Origin of the sequence: Halorubrum sp. GN11_10-6_MGM (genome assembly GCF_005435165.1) — an archaeon.
Taxonomy (GTDB): Archaea; Halobacteriota; Halobacteria; order Halobacteriales; family Haloferacaceae; genus Halorubrum.
The window spans coordinates 74,521-88,382 of the sequence record NZ_SGUC01000004.1 but is presented as its reverse complement, the minus strand read 5'-3'; the positions used below and the strand labels follow the sequence as shown (position 1 = coordinate 88,382).

The 13,862-nt window shown below is 70.1% G+C and carries 17 protein-coding genes; 4 read left to right on the top strand and 13 right to left on the bottom strand.

Features of this window, described 5'->3' with window-relative positions; translation table 11 throughout:
* Positions 1–252: 252 nt before the first annotated feature.
* The 5 genes from EXE46_RS03495 to EXE46_RS03475 all read right to left on the bottom strand — a co-directional run bounded on the left by EXE46_RS03495 (position 253) and on the right by EXE46_RS03475 (position 4,450).
* Positions 253–1,038 carry a PHP domain-containing protein gene (locus EXE46_RS03495; RefSeq protein WP_137687112.1) on the bottom strand — a complete coding sequence of 262 codons (786 nt, stop codon included), beginning with the start codon at positions 1,036–1,038 and terminating at the stop codon, positions 253–255.
* Between the two features lie 88 nt (positions 1,039–1,126).
* A complete protein-coding gene (locus tag EXE46_RS03490) occupies positions 1,127–2,344 on the bottom strand; it encodes an MFS transporter (protein WP_137687111.1) in 1,218 nt (405 codons plus the stop codon).
* 150 nt (positions 2,345–2,494) lie between these two features.
* Positions 2,495–3,070 (bottom strand): MOSC domain-containing protein, encoded by a 576-nt coding sequence (locus EXE46_RS03485; RefSeq protein ID WP_137687110.1) that lies wholly within the window; start codon positions 3,068–3,070, stop codon positions 2,495–2,497.
* Positions 3,070–3,465, bottom strand: coding sequence for a hypothetical protein (locus EXE46_RS03480; RefSeq protein WP_137687109.1), 396 nt, complete (start codon positions 3,463–3,465; stop codon positions 3,070–3,072). Before EXE46_RS03480 ends, EXE46_RS03485 begins: the two co-directional genes overlap by 1 nt.
* A 55-nt stretch (positions 3,466–3,520) precedes the next feature.
* Entirely contained in the window at positions 3,521–4,450 is a 930-nt protein-coding gene (locus EXE46_RS03475; RefSeq protein ID WP_137687108.1) for a PLP-dependent cysteine synthase family protein, read from the bottom strand.
* Positions 4,451–4,886: 436 nt separating this feature from the next.
* On the opposite strand from EXE46_RS03475, the gene EXE46_RS03470 reads away from it, so the two are divergent.
* Positions 4,887–5,273 (top strand): thioredoxin domain-containing protein, encoded by a 387-nt coding sequence (locus tag EXE46_RS03470; RefSeq protein ID WP_137687107.1) that lies wholly within the window; start codon positions 4,887–4,889, stop codon positions 5,271–5,273.
* Between the two features lie 29 nt (positions 5,274–5,302).
* On the opposite strand, the gene EXE46_RS03465 is transcribed toward EXE46_RS03470, so the two are convergent.
* Entirely contained in the window at positions 5,303–5,518 is a 216-nt protein-coding gene (locus EXE46_RS03465) for a hypothetical protein (RefSeq protein ID WP_137687106.1), read from the bottom strand.
* 92 nt (positions 5,519–5,610) lie between these two features.
* Here EXE46_RS03465 and EXE46_RS03460 point away from each other — a divergent pair, with 92 nt between their 5' ends.
* On the top strand, positions 5,611–6,354 hold the full coding sequence (locus EXE46_RS03460) for a ThuA domain-containing protein (protein WP_137687105.1): 744 nt from the start codon (positions 5,611–5,613) through the stop codon (positions 6,352–6,354).
* 60 nt (positions 6,355–6,414) lie between these two features.
* Here the strand turns inward: EXE46_RS03460 and EXE46_RS03455 are convergent, their stop codons facing one another.
* Complete coding sequence (locus EXE46_RS03455; protein ID WP_137687104.1) at positions 6,415–7,083, bottom strand: helix-turn-helix domain-containing protein; 669 nt, start codon at positions 7,081–7,083, stop codon at positions 6,415–6,417.
* 85 nt (positions 7,084–7,168) lie between these two features.
* On the opposite strand from EXE46_RS03455, the gene EXE46_RS03450 reads away from it, so the two are divergent.
* On the top strand, positions 7,169–8,821 hold the full coding sequence (locus tag EXE46_RS03450; RefSeq protein ID WP_137687103.1) for an NADH-quinone oxidoreductase subunit D: 1,653 nt from the start codon (positions 7,169–7,171) through the stop codon (positions 8,819–8,821).
* A gap of 184 nt (positions 8,822–9,005) precedes the next feature.
* Here the strand turns inward: EXE46_RS03450 and EXE46_RS03445 are convergent, their stop codons facing one another.
* The 3 genes from EXE46_RS03445 to pyrB form a co-directional block, all read right to left on the bottom strand.
* Complete coding sequence (locus tag EXE46_RS03445; protein WP_137687102.1) at positions 9,006–9,866, bottom strand: hypothetical protein; 861 nt, start codon at positions 9,864–9,866, stop codon at positions 9,006–9,008.
* Positions 9,867–10,185: 319 nt separating this feature from the next.
* On the bottom strand, positions 10,186–10,644 hold the full coding sequence (gene pyrI, locus EXE46_RS03440; protein WP_137687101.1) for an aspartate carbamoyltransferase regulatory subunit: 459 nt from the start codon (positions 10,642–10,644) through the stop codon (positions 10,186–10,188).
* Positions 10,641–11,588 carry an aspartate carbamoyltransferase gene (gene pyrB, locus EXE46_RS03435; RefSeq protein WP_137687100.1) on the bottom strand — a complete coding sequence of 316 codons (948 nt, stop codon included), beginning with the start codon at positions 11,586–11,588 and terminating at the stop codon, positions 10,641–10,643. Before pyrB ends, pyrI begins: the two co-directional genes overlap by 4 nt.
* A 187-nt stretch (positions 11,589–11,775) precedes the next feature.
* Here pyrB and EXE46_RS03430 point away from each other — a divergent pair, with 187 nt between their 5' ends.
* On the top strand, positions 11,776–12,093 hold the full coding sequence (locus EXE46_RS03430; protein ID WP_137687099.1) for an ASCH domain-containing protein: 318 nt from the start codon (positions 11,776–11,778) through the stop codon (positions 12,091–12,093).
* Between the two features lie 20 nt (positions 12,094–12,113).
* Here EXE46_RS03430 and EXE46_RS03425 read toward each other — a convergent pair whose 3' ends face one another.
* From EXE46_RS03425 to EXE46_RS03415, 3 genes are all read right to left on the bottom strand, one after another.
* Positions 12,114–12,455: a 2Fe-2S iron-sulfur cluster-binding protein gene (locus tag EXE46_RS03425; protein ID WP_137687098.1), complete on the bottom strand. Its 342-nt coding sequence runs from the start codon at positions 12,453–12,455 to the stop codon at positions 12,114–12,116.
* Positions 12,456–12,553: 98 nt separating this feature from the next.
* Entirely contained in the window at positions 12,554–13,237 is a 684-nt protein-coding gene (locus tag EXE46_RS03420; RefSeq protein ID WP_137687097.1) for a hypothetical protein, read from the bottom strand.
* Positions 13,234–13,848 (bottom strand): HalX domain-containing protein, encoded by a 615-nt coding sequence (locus EXE46_RS03415; RefSeq protein ID WP_137687096.1) that lies wholly within the window; start codon positions 13,846–13,848, stop codon positions 13,234–13,236. The genes EXE46_RS03420 and EXE46_RS03415 overlap by 4 nt, the downstream gene beginning before the upstream one ends.
* Between the last annotated feature and the right edge of the window lie 14 nt (positions 13,849–13,862).

The window sequence follows — 13,862 nt, the reverse complement described above, 5'->3', positions numbered from 1 at the left end:
CACGCTGACATGTCCGAGGTGGGAAACCACTGCGAATATGGTCGTGAACCGAGCAGCTCAACTTCACACAAGATCGTCGAGAAGCCCGTCGTCGGCAGCTTCCGCCGTCGCTGCTGTCCGTGTCACGCTCGTATCACGACGCGTCAAATGGGGTCCCGTATTCGGCGATCGGCGTCCGTCCGTCTCTGCGGATTTCACCGGAACCGCGTCGGCTGACGAAGCGAAGTTCGATGGGCTCGGTAAACGGTCTCGTCAGACGGCGTTCGCCACGTGGTCGAGCCGGACCGGCTCCAGCCCGCGGCGGTCGAGTTCGGCCTCGACCTCGCGTATCCGGGGCGCGATCTCGTCCGGCTCGTGGCTGTCGGTTCCGACGGTCACGTCGACGTCGGCGTCGACGAGCCGGTCGAGGAACGCGGGGGACGGATGGAACTCGCCGTAGTCGTCGAGCAGCCGACCGGCGTTGATCTCCGGGACGGTCCGCGACTCGCGGAGGGCGTCGGCGACCGCGGCGTAGTGGTCCTCGGTGGCGAACCCGCGGAGGTGCGGGTTGCGCTCGATGAGGTCCGGGTGCGCGGCGATCGCGAACAGCTCCGACTCGATCAGGGCGACCAGCTTCTCGAAGTAGCGGTCGACCAGCTCTCGCCGCTCGGACTCCGGTTTGTCCGCGAAGTGCGAGCGCGTGTGGACGTTCGCACCGTCGAGTTCGTGGACGCTGCCGACCGCGTAGTCGAACGCCGCCTCGTCGAGGAACTCCGCGACCGCGTCCTCGTGGGCGGGGTCGTAGTCCATCTCGACGGCGTCGAACACGGCGACGTCGGCGTCGCCCCGGATCGCCTCGATCGCCTCGCGGCGTCGCTCGTAGGTCAGATCGAGGTTGAACCCGAGCGCGCGCTTGTACCGCCGCGCGCTCGACTCCGGCGAGACGTTACAGTGGTCGGCGAAGCCGATCCCGTCGAGTCCGGCGTCGGCGGCCGCCTCGACCATCCAGCGCAGGAACGCCCCGTCCGAGTAGTTCGTGTGGGCGTGGTAGTCGTACACGGGCTCCCTTCGTTCCGATCCGACTCGAAGGTTCGGGTCGTCAGAGCGAGTCGACGCGCGCTCGTCGTCGCTACCCCCGGTGCCGCGGTCACCGGCCCTCGCCGACGAGGGCGTTCGTCGAGATGACGAGGAACGCGACGCCCGACATGCCGGCGATGACGGCGAACGAGGCGGCCCAGCCGAAGAGGTCCGCGACGAGCCCGACGCCGACGGAGCCGGCCGAGCCGATCACCGTGTAGACGGTGCGGATCAGCCCGAACCCCGCGCCGCGCTCCGCGTCGCCGAGCGCGTCCATGAACCGGGGGTCGATCGCCGAGAAGAACGAGGAGCCGAGCCCCGCGAGGGACACCGCGAGCCCGAGTCCGGCGAGCGTCGGGAGCGCTGGCAGCCCGACCGCGACGGGGAGCCGGACGAGGTCGGGCAGCGCGACCAGCCCGCCGAGGCCGAGCGCCCCGGAGAGGAGTGAGGCCCCGATGCTCGCGTCGCGGCCCGCTAGGTCCGACAGCCGACCGAGTCCGACCTGCGCGCCGGCGCGGACGACGAAGAACGCGGAGAAGACGCCGCCGGCGAACGCGGGCGAGTACCCCCGCAGTTCGACGAGGAACGTCGGCAGGAAGGAGATGACGCCCTGCGCGACGTACGTCCCGAGCGTCGCGACGGCGAGCGGGACGAGGATCTCGCGCCGTCCAACGAGTTCGAGCAGCGGTCCGATCCGGAGCCGCTCCGAAATCGGCTGATCGGGCCGCCGCGGCTCGGTGGGGCGGACGCGCCGGGCGAACAGGGCGAATATCGGCACGCCGACCAGCGACGCGAGCGCGACCCCGGGGCGCCACCCGTAGCGGACGCCGACCCACGTCGCGGCGACCGGCGCGACCAGTCCGGCCAGCGGCCCGCCGAGCGAGTGGATCCCGACGGCGGTGCCGAGGTCGTCGAACGTCCGCGAGAGCAGCGTGGTGGCGACCGCGTAGTGGAGCCCCGCCGCGAGCCCCAGCAGGACCGCGGCGATCACGAAGGCGGGGAAGACGGGCGCGACGGAGAGCAGGAGGCTCATCGCCGTCGTCCCGCCGACCGCGACGAGGATCACCCGGCGCTCGCCGAACCGGTCGGCGAGGATGCCGCTCGGGAACTGCGAGAACCCGTAGGCGAACCACATGCCCGAGAGCGCGACGCCGACCGCCGTGTTCGAGACCCCGAAGTCGTCGATGATCAGGGGGACGACCGGGCTGATCGCCAGCCGCGCGAAGTACGTCACGAAGAAGGCGAGCATACACAGCGTCAACACCGTGTGCCGGTAGCGCCAGTTCACGCGGACCGTCGCCTCCGGACGGACGGGTTCGGCGGCGCCGAAATCTGGTGGGTCGGCGAGCTCACGGCGTCGACTACGCGGTTCACGTCTCGTCTCTGGGGTCGCGCGCGACGGTTATAAACCGTCCTCTCGCGGCGAGCCGTCGGGGGTTCACTCTCGGTCAGGGGTCCGTTCCCGCTCGGCGAGCCGCTCCGCGATGGCCGCACCCGCGGTCCGCGGGTCGGCCTCGCGGATTCGCACGGGGTCGCCGACCGCGACGCGTCCGGGCTCGACCACGTCACAGCACAGCCCGCCGCGGTTCCGCAGCGCGGACGCGAGTCCGCCCTCGCCGGCGAGCTCCTCGACGCGGGCGCAGGGAGGGCGGCGGCGAGTCGGTCGCAGGAGGGCGTCGCCGACCGCGACGGTCGCGCCGAGCAGCGCGTCCATCCCGGCGCCGAACCCGTCGACGACGACGTTCCGGCGGTGGCGACCCTCGCGCACGTCGATGCCGGTCTCCTCGCGGACCGCGTCGAGCGCCTCGGCCGCGACGAGGGTGACCGCGCAGCCGTCGAGCTGGAAGTGCCCGTCGCCGCTGCGATAGCGGTCGCCCTCGACGCCGTCGGGGCGGATCGCGACCGCGTCTCTGCGGACGGGCGGCGCGCCGCTCTCCGGCGCCGTGACGAGCGCGTCGACCGCCCCCGGGCCGGCGGCCTCCTCGGACGGTTCCGGCGGGTCGTCGGCCGGCATCACGGCCACCCGAGGAGCTCCCCGTCGTCGGGCTTCAACCACTCGCGGTGCGCGTAGTAGAGGACGGCGACCGGCGGCGCGGGGAGCGCGGCGAGCGCGTACACCCATTTAAAAACGCCGAGGTCGACGACGCGCCGCTCGGCGAGGGAGAGCGCGTCGAGCAGGACGGTCGCGGTCGCCAGCGGCGCGAGCAGGTAGCCGTGCGCGAACGCGACCGTCGCGCCGATCGGCGTTCCGGGCGTCAGAAACGCCCGGTCGAGCGCGTACAAGAGCGTCCAGAGGGCCACGGTCGCCGCGAGCGCGGTGAGCCACGGCCCGTCGAACCGGCGGTCTGGAGGCTCCGGTCGGTCCCCGGAACCCTCGTTCGACGCCGCCGATTCAGCGCGCGTGTTCACGGCCGATCTGCGCGCCGAACGCTAATCAACTCCCGGGTGGCCGCGGTCGCGGGAGTCACTCGCCGCCCGGTTCGTCGAAGGTGCCCGCGGTCAGGTAGCGCTCGCCGCTGTCCCAGAAGACGGTGACGACGAGGGGCTCGTCGCCGGCGAACTCCCCGCGCTCACGCAGTTCGGCCGCGACGTCCGTCGCGGCGAGGTTCGAGGCGCCCGACGACTGGCCGACCAGAACTCCCTCCTCGCGGGCGAGGCGGCGGCACTCGGCCTCTGCGGCGTCGATATCGACGGTGTGTATCTCGTCGATCAGGTCGACGTCGAGGTTCGGCGAGACGAACCCGGGACCCATCCCCTGAAACTCGTCGACGCCCGCGGGGCCGCCGGAGAGGACGGCGTTGTCGGCGGGCTCGACCGCGTCGATGCGAACGTCCGGGAACGCCTCGCGCAGGCGACGGCCGATCCCCGAGAGCGTGCCGCCGGTGCCGACGCCCGCGACGAACGCGTCGACGGTGCGGTCGCCGACCTGGTCGAGGATCTCCGGGCCGGTCGTCTCGTAGTGGGCGCGGGGGTTCGCCGGGTTCTCGAACTGGCGGAGCTGGACGGTGCCGGGCTCTCCCTCCAGCTCATCCGCGCGCTCCTTCGCGTCGGAGATGTCGCCGTCGACGAGCTCGACGGTCGCGCCGTACGCCTTCATCAGCCGGCGGCGCTCGATCGACTTCCCCTCGGGGATCACGAGCGTCACGTCGTAGCCGCGCGCCGCGCCGACCATCGCGAGGCCGATGCCGGTGTTGCCCGAGGTCGGCTCGACGATGCGGTCGCCGGGCTCGATCTCGCCCGCCTCTTCGGCCGCCTCGACCATGTACAGCGCGGGGCGGTCCTTCGCCGAGCCGCCCGGATTGCGGGACTCGACTTTCGCCGCGACGGTCGTTCCCGCGGGCGCGTCGACGCGGACGAGCGGCGAGCCGAGCGTCGACAGGATGTCGTCGTCCATTACCCGAACCGAGGCGGCCGCGACTCAAAGGCCCCGCGGACTGCGGCAAGGGATGTCGGCCGCGGCGGTCAAAGTGGTTTATAAGCCGCGGCGCGACGCCCCGCGATACGTATTAATAGACAGTCGAAATCCGCGACCGAAATCGGTCGAAACCCGAACCCGACGCGGTGGCGCGTGCCTGCGAGCGGCCGACAGGCCGCGAGTCAGCACGCGCGAGGGAGTTGCGGTCGCCGGAGCAACGCGGAGGCGACCGCAACGAGGCTGGGGAGGTGCGAGGCGCGGTGCGGAGCAGTGCGGGGCGGGACTCGAAGGGGCAGTCGCGAGGCGGTGTTCGTGTCGCTCAGCGATTTATTAACGAAGACGTACAGCCGAGCGACCCCATCGTCGTCTTGCCACCGGCGCGCGGTTTACGTGCCCCGACCACCTACAGGCCGCCATGACGCTCGAAACCCTCGCGCCCGCGACCGACCTCGACGCGGACGCGTTCGACGACTCGGTCCTCGCATCGCTCGGCGCCGACGACTACGTGTTCAAGGTGTGGGGCGGCGACTGGTGCGGCGACTGCCAGCGACAGCTCCCCGAGTTCGGCGCCGCGCTCGCGGCCGCCGGCGTCCCGGACGACCGGATCGAGGCGTACCCCGTCGTGAAGGGGCCGAACGGGAAGGAGGGCGAGCTGGTCGAGGAGTACGGGGTCGAGCTGATCCCGACGGTCGTCGTCGAATCCTCCGAGGGCGAGGAGCTCGCGCGCTTCGTCGAGGAGGAAGACGTCTCCATCGCGGAGTTCTTGGCGCGGCAGCTCTCGGACGTCGAGGCGACCGCCTGAGTCCGCGTTCGCGGACAGTCTTCTGCCGTTCAGTCGTCGATCGCGTTCATGTCGAACGCGTAATAGAGCGCGGCCATCGTGACGCCCATCGTGACGGCCTCAAGGGTCTTCGACGTGCCGAGGGCGACCCCGACGGCGAGCACCGACGCCGTCACCACCGCGCCGGTGAGGAGTGCGTACCGAACTCTGGAGAGCCCGCGCGCCCAGTCGTCGGTGCGGCGGTACAGTTGGCGGAGACTTGCCATACCCCGTCCTGTCGCGCGACCGACGACTATTTTCCGGTCGATCCGCGGCCACGGTGGCGAGCGCTCAAGTCGCTCCGCCCCACACGCCGCGTATGGCACGCGTCACGGTCTGGAACGAGCATCGACACGAGCGCGAGAGCGACGTCGTCGCCGAGGTGTACCCCGACGGCATCCACGCGGTCGTCGCGGACGCGCTTCAGGAGGGCGGCCACGAGGTCCGGACGGCGACCCTCGACGAGGGGCCGGACCACGGGCTCACCGAGGCCGTCCTCGACGACACCGACGTCCTCGTCTGGTGGGGTCACGCCGCACACGACGAGGTGCGCGACGCGGTCGTCGACCGCGTCCACAAGCGCGTCCTCGACGGCACCGGCCTCATCGTCCTCCACTCGGCGCACTACTCGAAGATATTCAAGCGGCTGATGGGAACCAGCTGCTCGCTGAAGTGGCGCGAGGCCGCCGAGCGCGAGCGGCTCTGGACGATCGAGCCGAGCCATCCGATCGCGGACGGGATCGGCGAGCGGATCGAGCTGGAGGAGACCGAGATGTACGGCGAGCGGTTCGACGTGCCCGCGCCCGACACGCTCGTCTTCACCTCCTGGTTCGAGGGCGGCGAGACGTTCCGCTCCGGCTGCTGTTACCGCCGCGGGAACGGGAAGGTGTTCTACTTCCGCCCGGGCCACGAGACGTATCCGATCTACTACGATGACGACGTCCGGCAGGTGCTTCGGAACGCGGTCGAGTGGGCGGAACCGGGCGACGGCCCGGCGCCCGAGTTCGGCAACGCGGAGCCGATCGAGGCGATCGACACGAGCGACGACCGGACGGTACACTGATCGGGGTCGACCGGGCGCGATCCGGCCCGCCCGCACTCGGTCGCCTCGCTGTGCGCCCGATCAGGCCACGTCGCGCAGCTCCATGAACGCGGTCATCATCGCCGACTCCGCCTTCCGGAGGTGTTCGGACGCGGTGCTGGGGGCGGCGTCGATCCGCTCGGCGACCTCCTCGACGGACGCAGTCCGCGGGGACTCGTAGTACCCGCAGTCGACGGCCGCCGCGAGCGCGTCGAACTGCCGCTCCGTCAGCCCCGGGTCGAAGAGGTGCTGGCGCCAGTCGTACTCGCCGACCCGGAGGATCTCGCTCTCGATCCGGTCGGGGAGCCCGGCGAGCGCCTCCCGAAGCGGCCCCTGTTCCCCGAGGACCGTCAGGCGAGCGACCCCGTCGGGACGGAAGTCGATCGGCGGGACGACGACCACGCCGGTCCGCCGGAGAGACCCGAACATCGCCTCGTCGACGGCGTCGCGTCGCTGCGTGAGGAAGACGTAGAATCCGGTCTCGTCGATCCGGGTGATCTCGAACTCCCGGATGCGATCGACCGACCGCAGCGCGTCGGCGTACACGTCGACGTCGCCCTCGACGTAGAACAGGAACGTGTCCGCCGTCTCGTCGAAGAGGCTGCCGTGGAGGAGGACGTCCCGCTCGACGGCGTCGGACTCGTCGACGAGTCGGTGTATCGGGTGGATGAGGGCCGGCGGGTACCGGAGTTCGAGGCGGAGGTACTTCACGCCCGAGCAATGGCGACGGATCGCTTATAAATACCCGCACTGAGCCGGCAGAAGCCTCGGGTCGCGAGCCCGCGTCTCTTCATCTATGTCCACCGAGCTGCTGCGCGAGCGCGACGACGAGGGGACGGCGGACCCGTTCTCGTCGATCCGCGGGCTCGTCACGGCGCGCGAGGAGCACCTGAACGCCCCGGCCGCCAGGGTTCGACCCGACGCGGTACAGGAGGCGCTCTCGACGCTGCGGAGCGAGGCGGGGTACGACCACCTCGCCTGCGTCACCGCACAGGAGTACGAGAACCGCTACGAGTCGATCTACCACCTGCGTTCGTACGACGATCCGACCCGGGAGGTCAGCGTCGTCGTCCCCGCGGACAAGGACGACCCCGTCTCCGAGTCGGCCGCACCGGTGTTCCGCACGGCTGACTGGCACGAGCGCGAGGCGTACGACCTCATCGGGATCGAGTACGACGACCATCCGGACCTCCGGCGGATACTCCTCCCGGAGACCTGGCAGGGCCACCCCCTGTCGATGGACTACGACAAGGACCGGCCGCAGATCGTCTCGCTCTCGGAGAACGAGCCCGTCGAGCCCGGCGGGTCGACGACGGCCGGAAGCGACACGATGCTCCTCAACATCGGGCCGCACCACCCGGCGACCCACGGCGTCCTCCACCTCCAGGTGACCCTCGACGGCGAGGACGTGGTCGGCGTGGAGCCGGACATCGGCTACATCCACCGCTGCGAGGAGCAGATGGCCCAGTCGGGGACGTACCGCCACCAGATCATGCCGTACCCGGACCGCTGGGACTGGGGCGGCGGGGGGCTGCTCAACGAGTGGGCGTACGCCCGCGTCGCGGAGGACCTCGCGGAGATCGAGGTGCCCGAGTACGCGCAGGTGATCCGCACCATGGCCGCGGAGTTCAGTCGCATCCTCTCGCACATGCTGGCGATGGGGGCGTACGCGCTCGACGTGATCGGCGACTTCACGGCGACGTTCATGTACGCCATCCAGGAGCGCGAGCGCGTTCAGGACCTCCTGGAGGATCTGACGGGCCAGCGGCTGATGTTCAACTACTTCCGGCTCGGCGGGGTCGCGTGGGACCTCCCCGAACCCCGCGAGGAATTCCTGCGGGGCGTCCGCGAGTACCTCGACGGCCTCCCGCGTCGGATCGAGGAGTACCACGACCTCCTGACGCGAAACGAGATACTCCAGCTCCGCACGGTCGACACCGGGACCCTCCCACCCGAGGTCGCGAAGGAGTACGGGACGACCGGGCCGGTCCTCCGGGGCTCGGGCGTCGACTACGACCTGCGCCGCGACGACCCGTACGGCTACTACGACGAGCTCGACTGGGACGTCGTCACCGAGGACGGCTGCGACAACTACAGCCGGCTGCTCGTCAGGATGCGCGAGGTCGAGGAGTCCGCGACGATCGTCGAGCAGTGCGTCGACCTGCTCGAAGACTGGCCGGAAACCGAGCGCACGGTCCAAGCGAACGTCCCGCGGACGATCCGCCCGGACGACGACACGGAGATCTACCGCGCCGTCGAGGCCGCGAAGGGGGAGCTCGGCATCTACGTCCGCGCCGACGGGACGGACCAGCCCGCCAGGTTCAAGATCCGCGGCCCGTCGTTCTCGAACCTCCAAGCGCTCCCGGAGATGGCCGAGGGCGAGGCGATCCCCGACCTGATCGCGTCGCTTGGGAGCCTGGACACGATCATGGGCGAGGTCGACAGGTGAGTCCACGCCTCTCGGGGAAGCCGGCTGCTCCCGGACGAGCCGGCGGCTCACGGATGTGAAGCGACCGCCGCTACGGCGCGGACGTTGAAAGGCGACCGCCTCGCGCGAACGCGAGACGACCGGTGTGTCGCACGCCGGCGGCCGGTCGAGTAAGCGTCGGCCGTCCGGGTATAAAACCCCTCGCTTACTCCGGCCGGTGGACCTCGCCGTCGCGCGAGTCGGCGTCCTTCCGACGGACGGCGGCGGCGGCGTTGTTCGCGTCGTAGCCGAAGAACACGTCCTTGGCGTACGTCTCGGCGACCTCGGTCGCGTGGATCAGGTCGTCGACGTCGACCTCGACCGCGTACAGCTCCAGCGAGAACGGCGTCTCCGGCGGCGCGCCGTGGAGGTCGTAGTCGCCGCCGAGCCGCGAGCGGAACCCGCGAGCGATAGTCTCCAGCCAGTAGGTCGTCGCATACTCGGTGTCGTACAGCGGGACGACGAACTCGTCGACGTACTCGGCGAGCCGGTCTAAGTCGAGGCCGGCTCGCTCGTAGAGGTGGTCCGGGTACGGGTCGGGGTACAGCGTGAGCAGGAGGCGGCCGGGGACCAGCTCCGCGGCCTCGGCGACGAAGTCGCTGATCACGTCGGCGCGCCAGTCGGCGAAGTCGTCGCGGTCGCTCTCGGCGAACAGGCGCTCACAGCGGTCGCAGTGACAGAACCCCTCGCGGGGGAATCCCACGTCGTCGAGGCGGACGTCGTCGCTCTCGGCGGCGCAGTCGGCGATTATCTCCAGCAGTCCCTCGCGGTACTCGGGGTGCGTCGGGCAGATGTACGCCCAGTCGAAGTACTCGCGGTCGCGGGTCGCGGGCTCGCCGCGCTCGTCGACCGGGACGAGGTCGTCGTCCTCGCTCGCGGCGGCGTTGTCGCCGAAACACGACACCATGTTCACCGCGTTCGGCAGGGGTTCGGCCGCCCGCCCCGTGACGTCTTTGACCTCGTAGAACCCGAGGTCGAACGGCTCCATCGCGACTTCGTCGGCGTTGCGCGTGACGACCCCGTACATGGAGCCGACTAGGGGACAGGTCGGTAAAAACGGAGGGTATCGCGGCCGTCGACGCGCGAGGCGCGCCGAGGAGCGGTGCGGTTCGGCGACTGATTCGGTACGGGGCGAGTCGAACGTTGCCGGGCGGCGTTACTCGACTTCGACCGGCTGCTTGTCGCCGGCGAAGAGGAAGTACGCGAGCGCGACGAGCGACAGCACGAGGACGAGCTTGGCTTTCTTGCTCATACGAGACACGTCGTGCGGCGGGCGCTAAAATCTACCGGACGGGGGTCGGTCCGGGCGGCGGATCGGAAGGCGAGACGGCGCGCCGGCGCCGACGTCACACGTCGATGTGCTCGGCGATGTCGGCGCGCAGGATCGTCGCGCAGTAGTCGCAGCGCACGCCGTCGGTGACCACGTCGAACCGGGTCTGGACGGGCTCGCCGGCGTTCGTGATACAGTTGCGGTTGGGACAGGAAAGCACCCCCGTCACGCTGTCGGGACGCGTGACGCGGTTCTTCTCGACGACCTCGAACTCGCGGACGATGTTGATCGTCGCCTCGGGCGCGATGAGCGAGAGGACGTCGACCTCGGACTGCGACAGCTCTCGATCCTCCACCTTCACGATGTCCTTGCGGCCGAGCCGGTCGGAGGGGACGTTCATCCCGACGGAGACCCCGAATCCCTCCGAGCCGTCGATGCCGAGGATGGCGAGGACGTTGAGCGCCTGTCCGGCCTCGACGTGGTCGATGACGGTGCCGTCGCGGATCTTCGAGACCCGGAGCTCGTGTTCGCTCATCGGTCCACCTCCGACCCCTCGTCGCCGGCGGCGTTCGCGTTCTCCAACAGCGTGTCGAGCAGCGCCATCCGCACCGGAATCCCGTTGTGCGCCTGCTCGAAATAGCGCGCGTGGTCGGTTTCGTCGACCTCGGGCGCGATCTCGTCGACGCGCGGGAGCGGGTGCATCACGGTGAGGTCGTCGGGCGCGTCGTCGAGCATCTCGGCGTCGATCCGGTACTCGCCCGCGACGCGGTGGTACTCGTTCTCGTCGGGGAACCGCTCCTTCTGGATACGGGTGACGTACAGCACGTCCAGCTCGTCTAAGACCGGCTCCAGCTCCTCGTGTTCGCGTATCTGCGCGCCCGTCTCGTGGAGGTCGAAGCGCACGGAGCGCGGGAGCCGCAGCGACTCGGGGCTGATGAAGTGTTGGTTGGCGTCGAACTCCGTGAGCGCGGCGGCCAGCGAGTGGACCGTCCGCCCGTACTTCAGGTCGCCCATGATCCCGATCGTGAGGTCGTCGAGCCCGTGGTCCTCGCGGATCGTGTGGAGGTCGAGGAGGGTCTGAGAGGGGTGTTGCCCGGCGCCGTCGCCCGCGTTGACGACCGGGACGTCGACGCGCTCGCCGGCGAGCGTCGCGGCGCCCTCGCTGGGGTGGCGGAGGACGAGGGCATCGGCGTACCCCTCGATGACGCGGACGGTGTCGGACAGCGACTCCCCCTTCGAGACGGACGAGGAGTCGACGTCGCCCATGCCGACCGTGTTCATGCCGAGGCGCTTCGCCGCGCTGTCGAAGCTCATCCGCGTGCGCGTGCTCGGCTCGAAGAAACAGAGCGCGAGCACCCGCCCGGCGTGCCGGTCCGCGTAGGCGGCGGGGTCGTCGGCGACCGCTCGGGCCCGGTCGAGCACGGCCTCGATGTCATCCCGCGAGAGCTGGGTCGCGGTGATGAGGTGGTCCTGTCGCATCGTCTGAGATGGGACCCGGCAGTATCTTGAATCCCTCGGCTCGGCCGCCGAGTCGGGTGTTCACGTCCGTGCGCATCCCTGTGTCCGACGGTTTCGAGATTCGCAGAACGCGGGGATCGTTCGCACGCTCCCGAGCCGCCCGGGCCGCGTCCCCGCTTATAAATCGATCCGGACCCAACGGTCGGCCATGTCCGACAACGATCCGAGCGACCTGCTCCCGAACGACCGCGTGAAGCAGGCCGCCCTCGACGGGGACGTGACACAGCTCCACCGGGGGAACCGGTACGGCGGCGAGGGTGAAACCTTCGAGGTCGACGGCGTCGCCTTCGAACTGACCGAGGTAACCGAGCGCACGCTCGGCGACATGACCGACAAAGACGCCAAACGCGAGGGGTCGCCGTCGCTTTCGGCGTACAAGGAGCGCATGGTCCGCGCGCACGGCGGCAGCTTCGAGTGGGACGACGACGCCGACGTGGTCCGACACCGGTTCGAGCGCGTCGAGTAAGAGGAGCGATCGGCGAACGGTCAGTCGTCGTCCGCGGCCGCGCCGTCGCCCTCGCCCGCCGCGGTCGCCGCGTCGTCCTCGATGCTCGGCGGGTACTTCCCGCGGTCGAGCTTCAGATCGGACTGCGGGCGGGCCATACAGGTGAGCGCGTAGTTCTCCGCCTCCTCGTCGGTGAACCCGCGGGCCGCGGGCTGGGTCACCTCGCCCTCGATTATCTCGGCGGAACAGGCGAGACACATCCCGACGCGGCAGGAGTACTCCTGGGCGATCCCCTCCTCGAAGCAGGCGCTGAGGATCGTCTCCGTGTCGGCCACCTCGATCGTCTCGCCGGTGCCGACGAACTCGACGGTGTACTCGGTCATAGCGCGGAGTACCCGCCGACCCGTCAAAAAGGGTTCCCCTCGATCGCGTCGCCCGCGCGGGGACGGAAGTCGGGGGCGGATCGCCGCGGCGAGGCCACTCAGTCGTCGACGGAACGCCAGTCGGCCGAGACCCCGTCGATGCCGACGACGCGCGCGGAGATGCCGTCCTCGTCCCGGACCTCGACGGTCCCGTCGAACGCTCGCCGAAGGGTGTTCTCCGTCTCCTCGTCGTGGGCCGCGGTGGTGAGGAGGAAGAATCCGACGGCGTTCTCCTGTCGGATCGCACGGGAGAGCGTCTGACAGAACCGGTAGACGGTCTCGCGGTCGACGTAGGAGAGCACGACGGAAAGCGAGAGGAGTCCGACCCTGATCCGGTCCGGGTCGGCCGCCTCGAACTCGTCGAACGCCTCCTTGAACCCGATGCCGATGTCGGTCAGGGCTCGCGGCGTGTCGACGTTCTGGGTGACGATCGGCTCGCTGTCGGCGGCGATCCGATCGGTCTGACAGTCGATGACGCGCAGGCGCTCGGCGAGGCCGGACCGCTCGACGCCCGCCGCCTCGGCGACGGCGTCGGAAACGGTCCCGGCGGCGTCGTCGGTCGTGACGACCAGCGTCTGCTCGCCGTTCCGGGCCCCGCGACCCAGCTGCTCCTCGATGAAGCGCTGCCCGCCGTGACCGGACGCGGTGACGAGCACGCTGCTCCCCGCGGGTATCGTCAGCGGCGCGTCGCCGTCTTCGTCGTCGAGCAGTTCGTACGGTCGTGACGCGGCGATGTCGGTCATGGCTTGTCCTCGGGGTGGTCCGCAGCCTCGTCGATGCGATCCGCCGGCTCCGCCCGTGCGATCTCGCTCACGATGTCGTCCCTGTCGAGCGACTCCCCGGTGTCCGCCAGTGTCGAGTCGAGCTCCTCGAACCGGTCGATCAGGTCCTGGTACTCGGCGCTGGCGGCGAGCTCCGACTCCGGCTTCCGGCGTTCGAGCGTCGCCAGCTTCTCCGCGACGGCGTAGTGCTCGCGTAGTCGGTCGTCGTGGTCGGCCCGGGCGAGGAGGCGCTCGATCGTCTCCCTGATCGTCGACTCGTCTATCGCCTTGGCGACGTACGTGTCGAACGGCATCTCGACGATGTCGAGGTCCGGCTCGACCGCGGTGACCATCGCCACCCGGCAGTCGACGTCGCGGTCCCGGATCGCTTCGAGGAGGTCGTCGCCCGAGAGGTCGGGCATCAACCGGTCGAGGAGGACCACGTCGACCGCCTCGTCCAGCTTCGCCAAGGCCTCTTCGCCCCCGGTCGCGGTCCGGAGGTCGTAGTCGGCCGACAGCCAGATCTCGTATGTCTCCAGCAGCTTCTCGTCGTCGTCGACAGCGAGGACGACCGGGGGCTCAGTAGTTGTCATCGAGCAACACCTGT

Bases quoted from the DNA above. Each gene is read 5' to 3' on its own strand.
- EXE46_RS03485 (WP_137687110.1), bottom strand. From the start codon at position 3,070: ATGCCGGCCGACGACCCGCCGGAACCGTCCGAGGAGGCCGCCGGCCCG.
- EXE46_RS03475 (WP_137687108.1), bottom strand. From the start codon at position 4,450: ATGGACGACGACATCCTGTCGACGCTCGGCTCGCCGCTCGTCCGCGTC.
- EXE46_RS03470 (WP_137687107.1), top strand. From the start codon at position 4,887: ATGACGCTCGAAACCCTCGCGCCCGCGACCGACCTCGACGCGGACGCG.
- EXE46_RS03465 (WP_137687106.1), bottom strand. From the start codon at position 5,518: ATGGCAAGTCTCCGCCAACTGTACCGCCGCACCGACGACTGGGCGCGC.
- EXE46_RS03460 (WP_137687105.1), top strand. From the start codon at position 5,611: ATGGCACGCGTCACGGTCTGGAACGAGCATCGACACGAGCGCGAGAGC.
- EXE46_RS03450 (WP_137687103.1), top strand. From the start codon at position 7,169: ATGTCCACCGAGCTGCTGCGCGAGCGCGACGACGAGGGGACGGCGGAC.
- EXE46_RS03445 (WP_137687102.1), bottom strand. From the start codon at position 9,866: ATGTACGGGGTCGTCACGCGCAACGCCGACGAAGTCGCGATGGAGCCG.
- pyrI (WP_137687101.1), bottom strand. From the start codon at position 10,644: ATGAGCGAACACGAGCTCCGGGTCTCGAAGATCCGCGACGGCACCGTC.
- pyrB (WP_137687100.1), bottom strand. From the start codon at position 11,588: ATGCGACAGGACCACCTCATCACCGCGACCCAGCTCTCGCGGGATGAC.
- EXE46_RS03430 (WP_137687099.1), top strand. From the start codon at position 11,776: ATGTCCGACAACGATCCGAGCGACCTGCTCCCGAACGACCGCGTGAAG.
- EXE46_RS03425 (WP_137687098.1), bottom strand. From the start codon at position 12,455: ATGACCGAGTACACCGTCGAGTTCGTCGGCACCGGCGAGACGATCGAG.
- EXE46_RS03420 (WP_137687097.1), bottom strand. From the start codon at position 13,237: ATGACCGACATCGCCGCGTCACGACCGTACGAACTGCTCGACGACGAA.
- EXE46_RS03415 (WP_137687096.1), bottom strand. From the start codon at position 13,848: ATGACAACTACTGAGCCCCCGGTCGTCCTCGCTGTCGACGACGACGAG.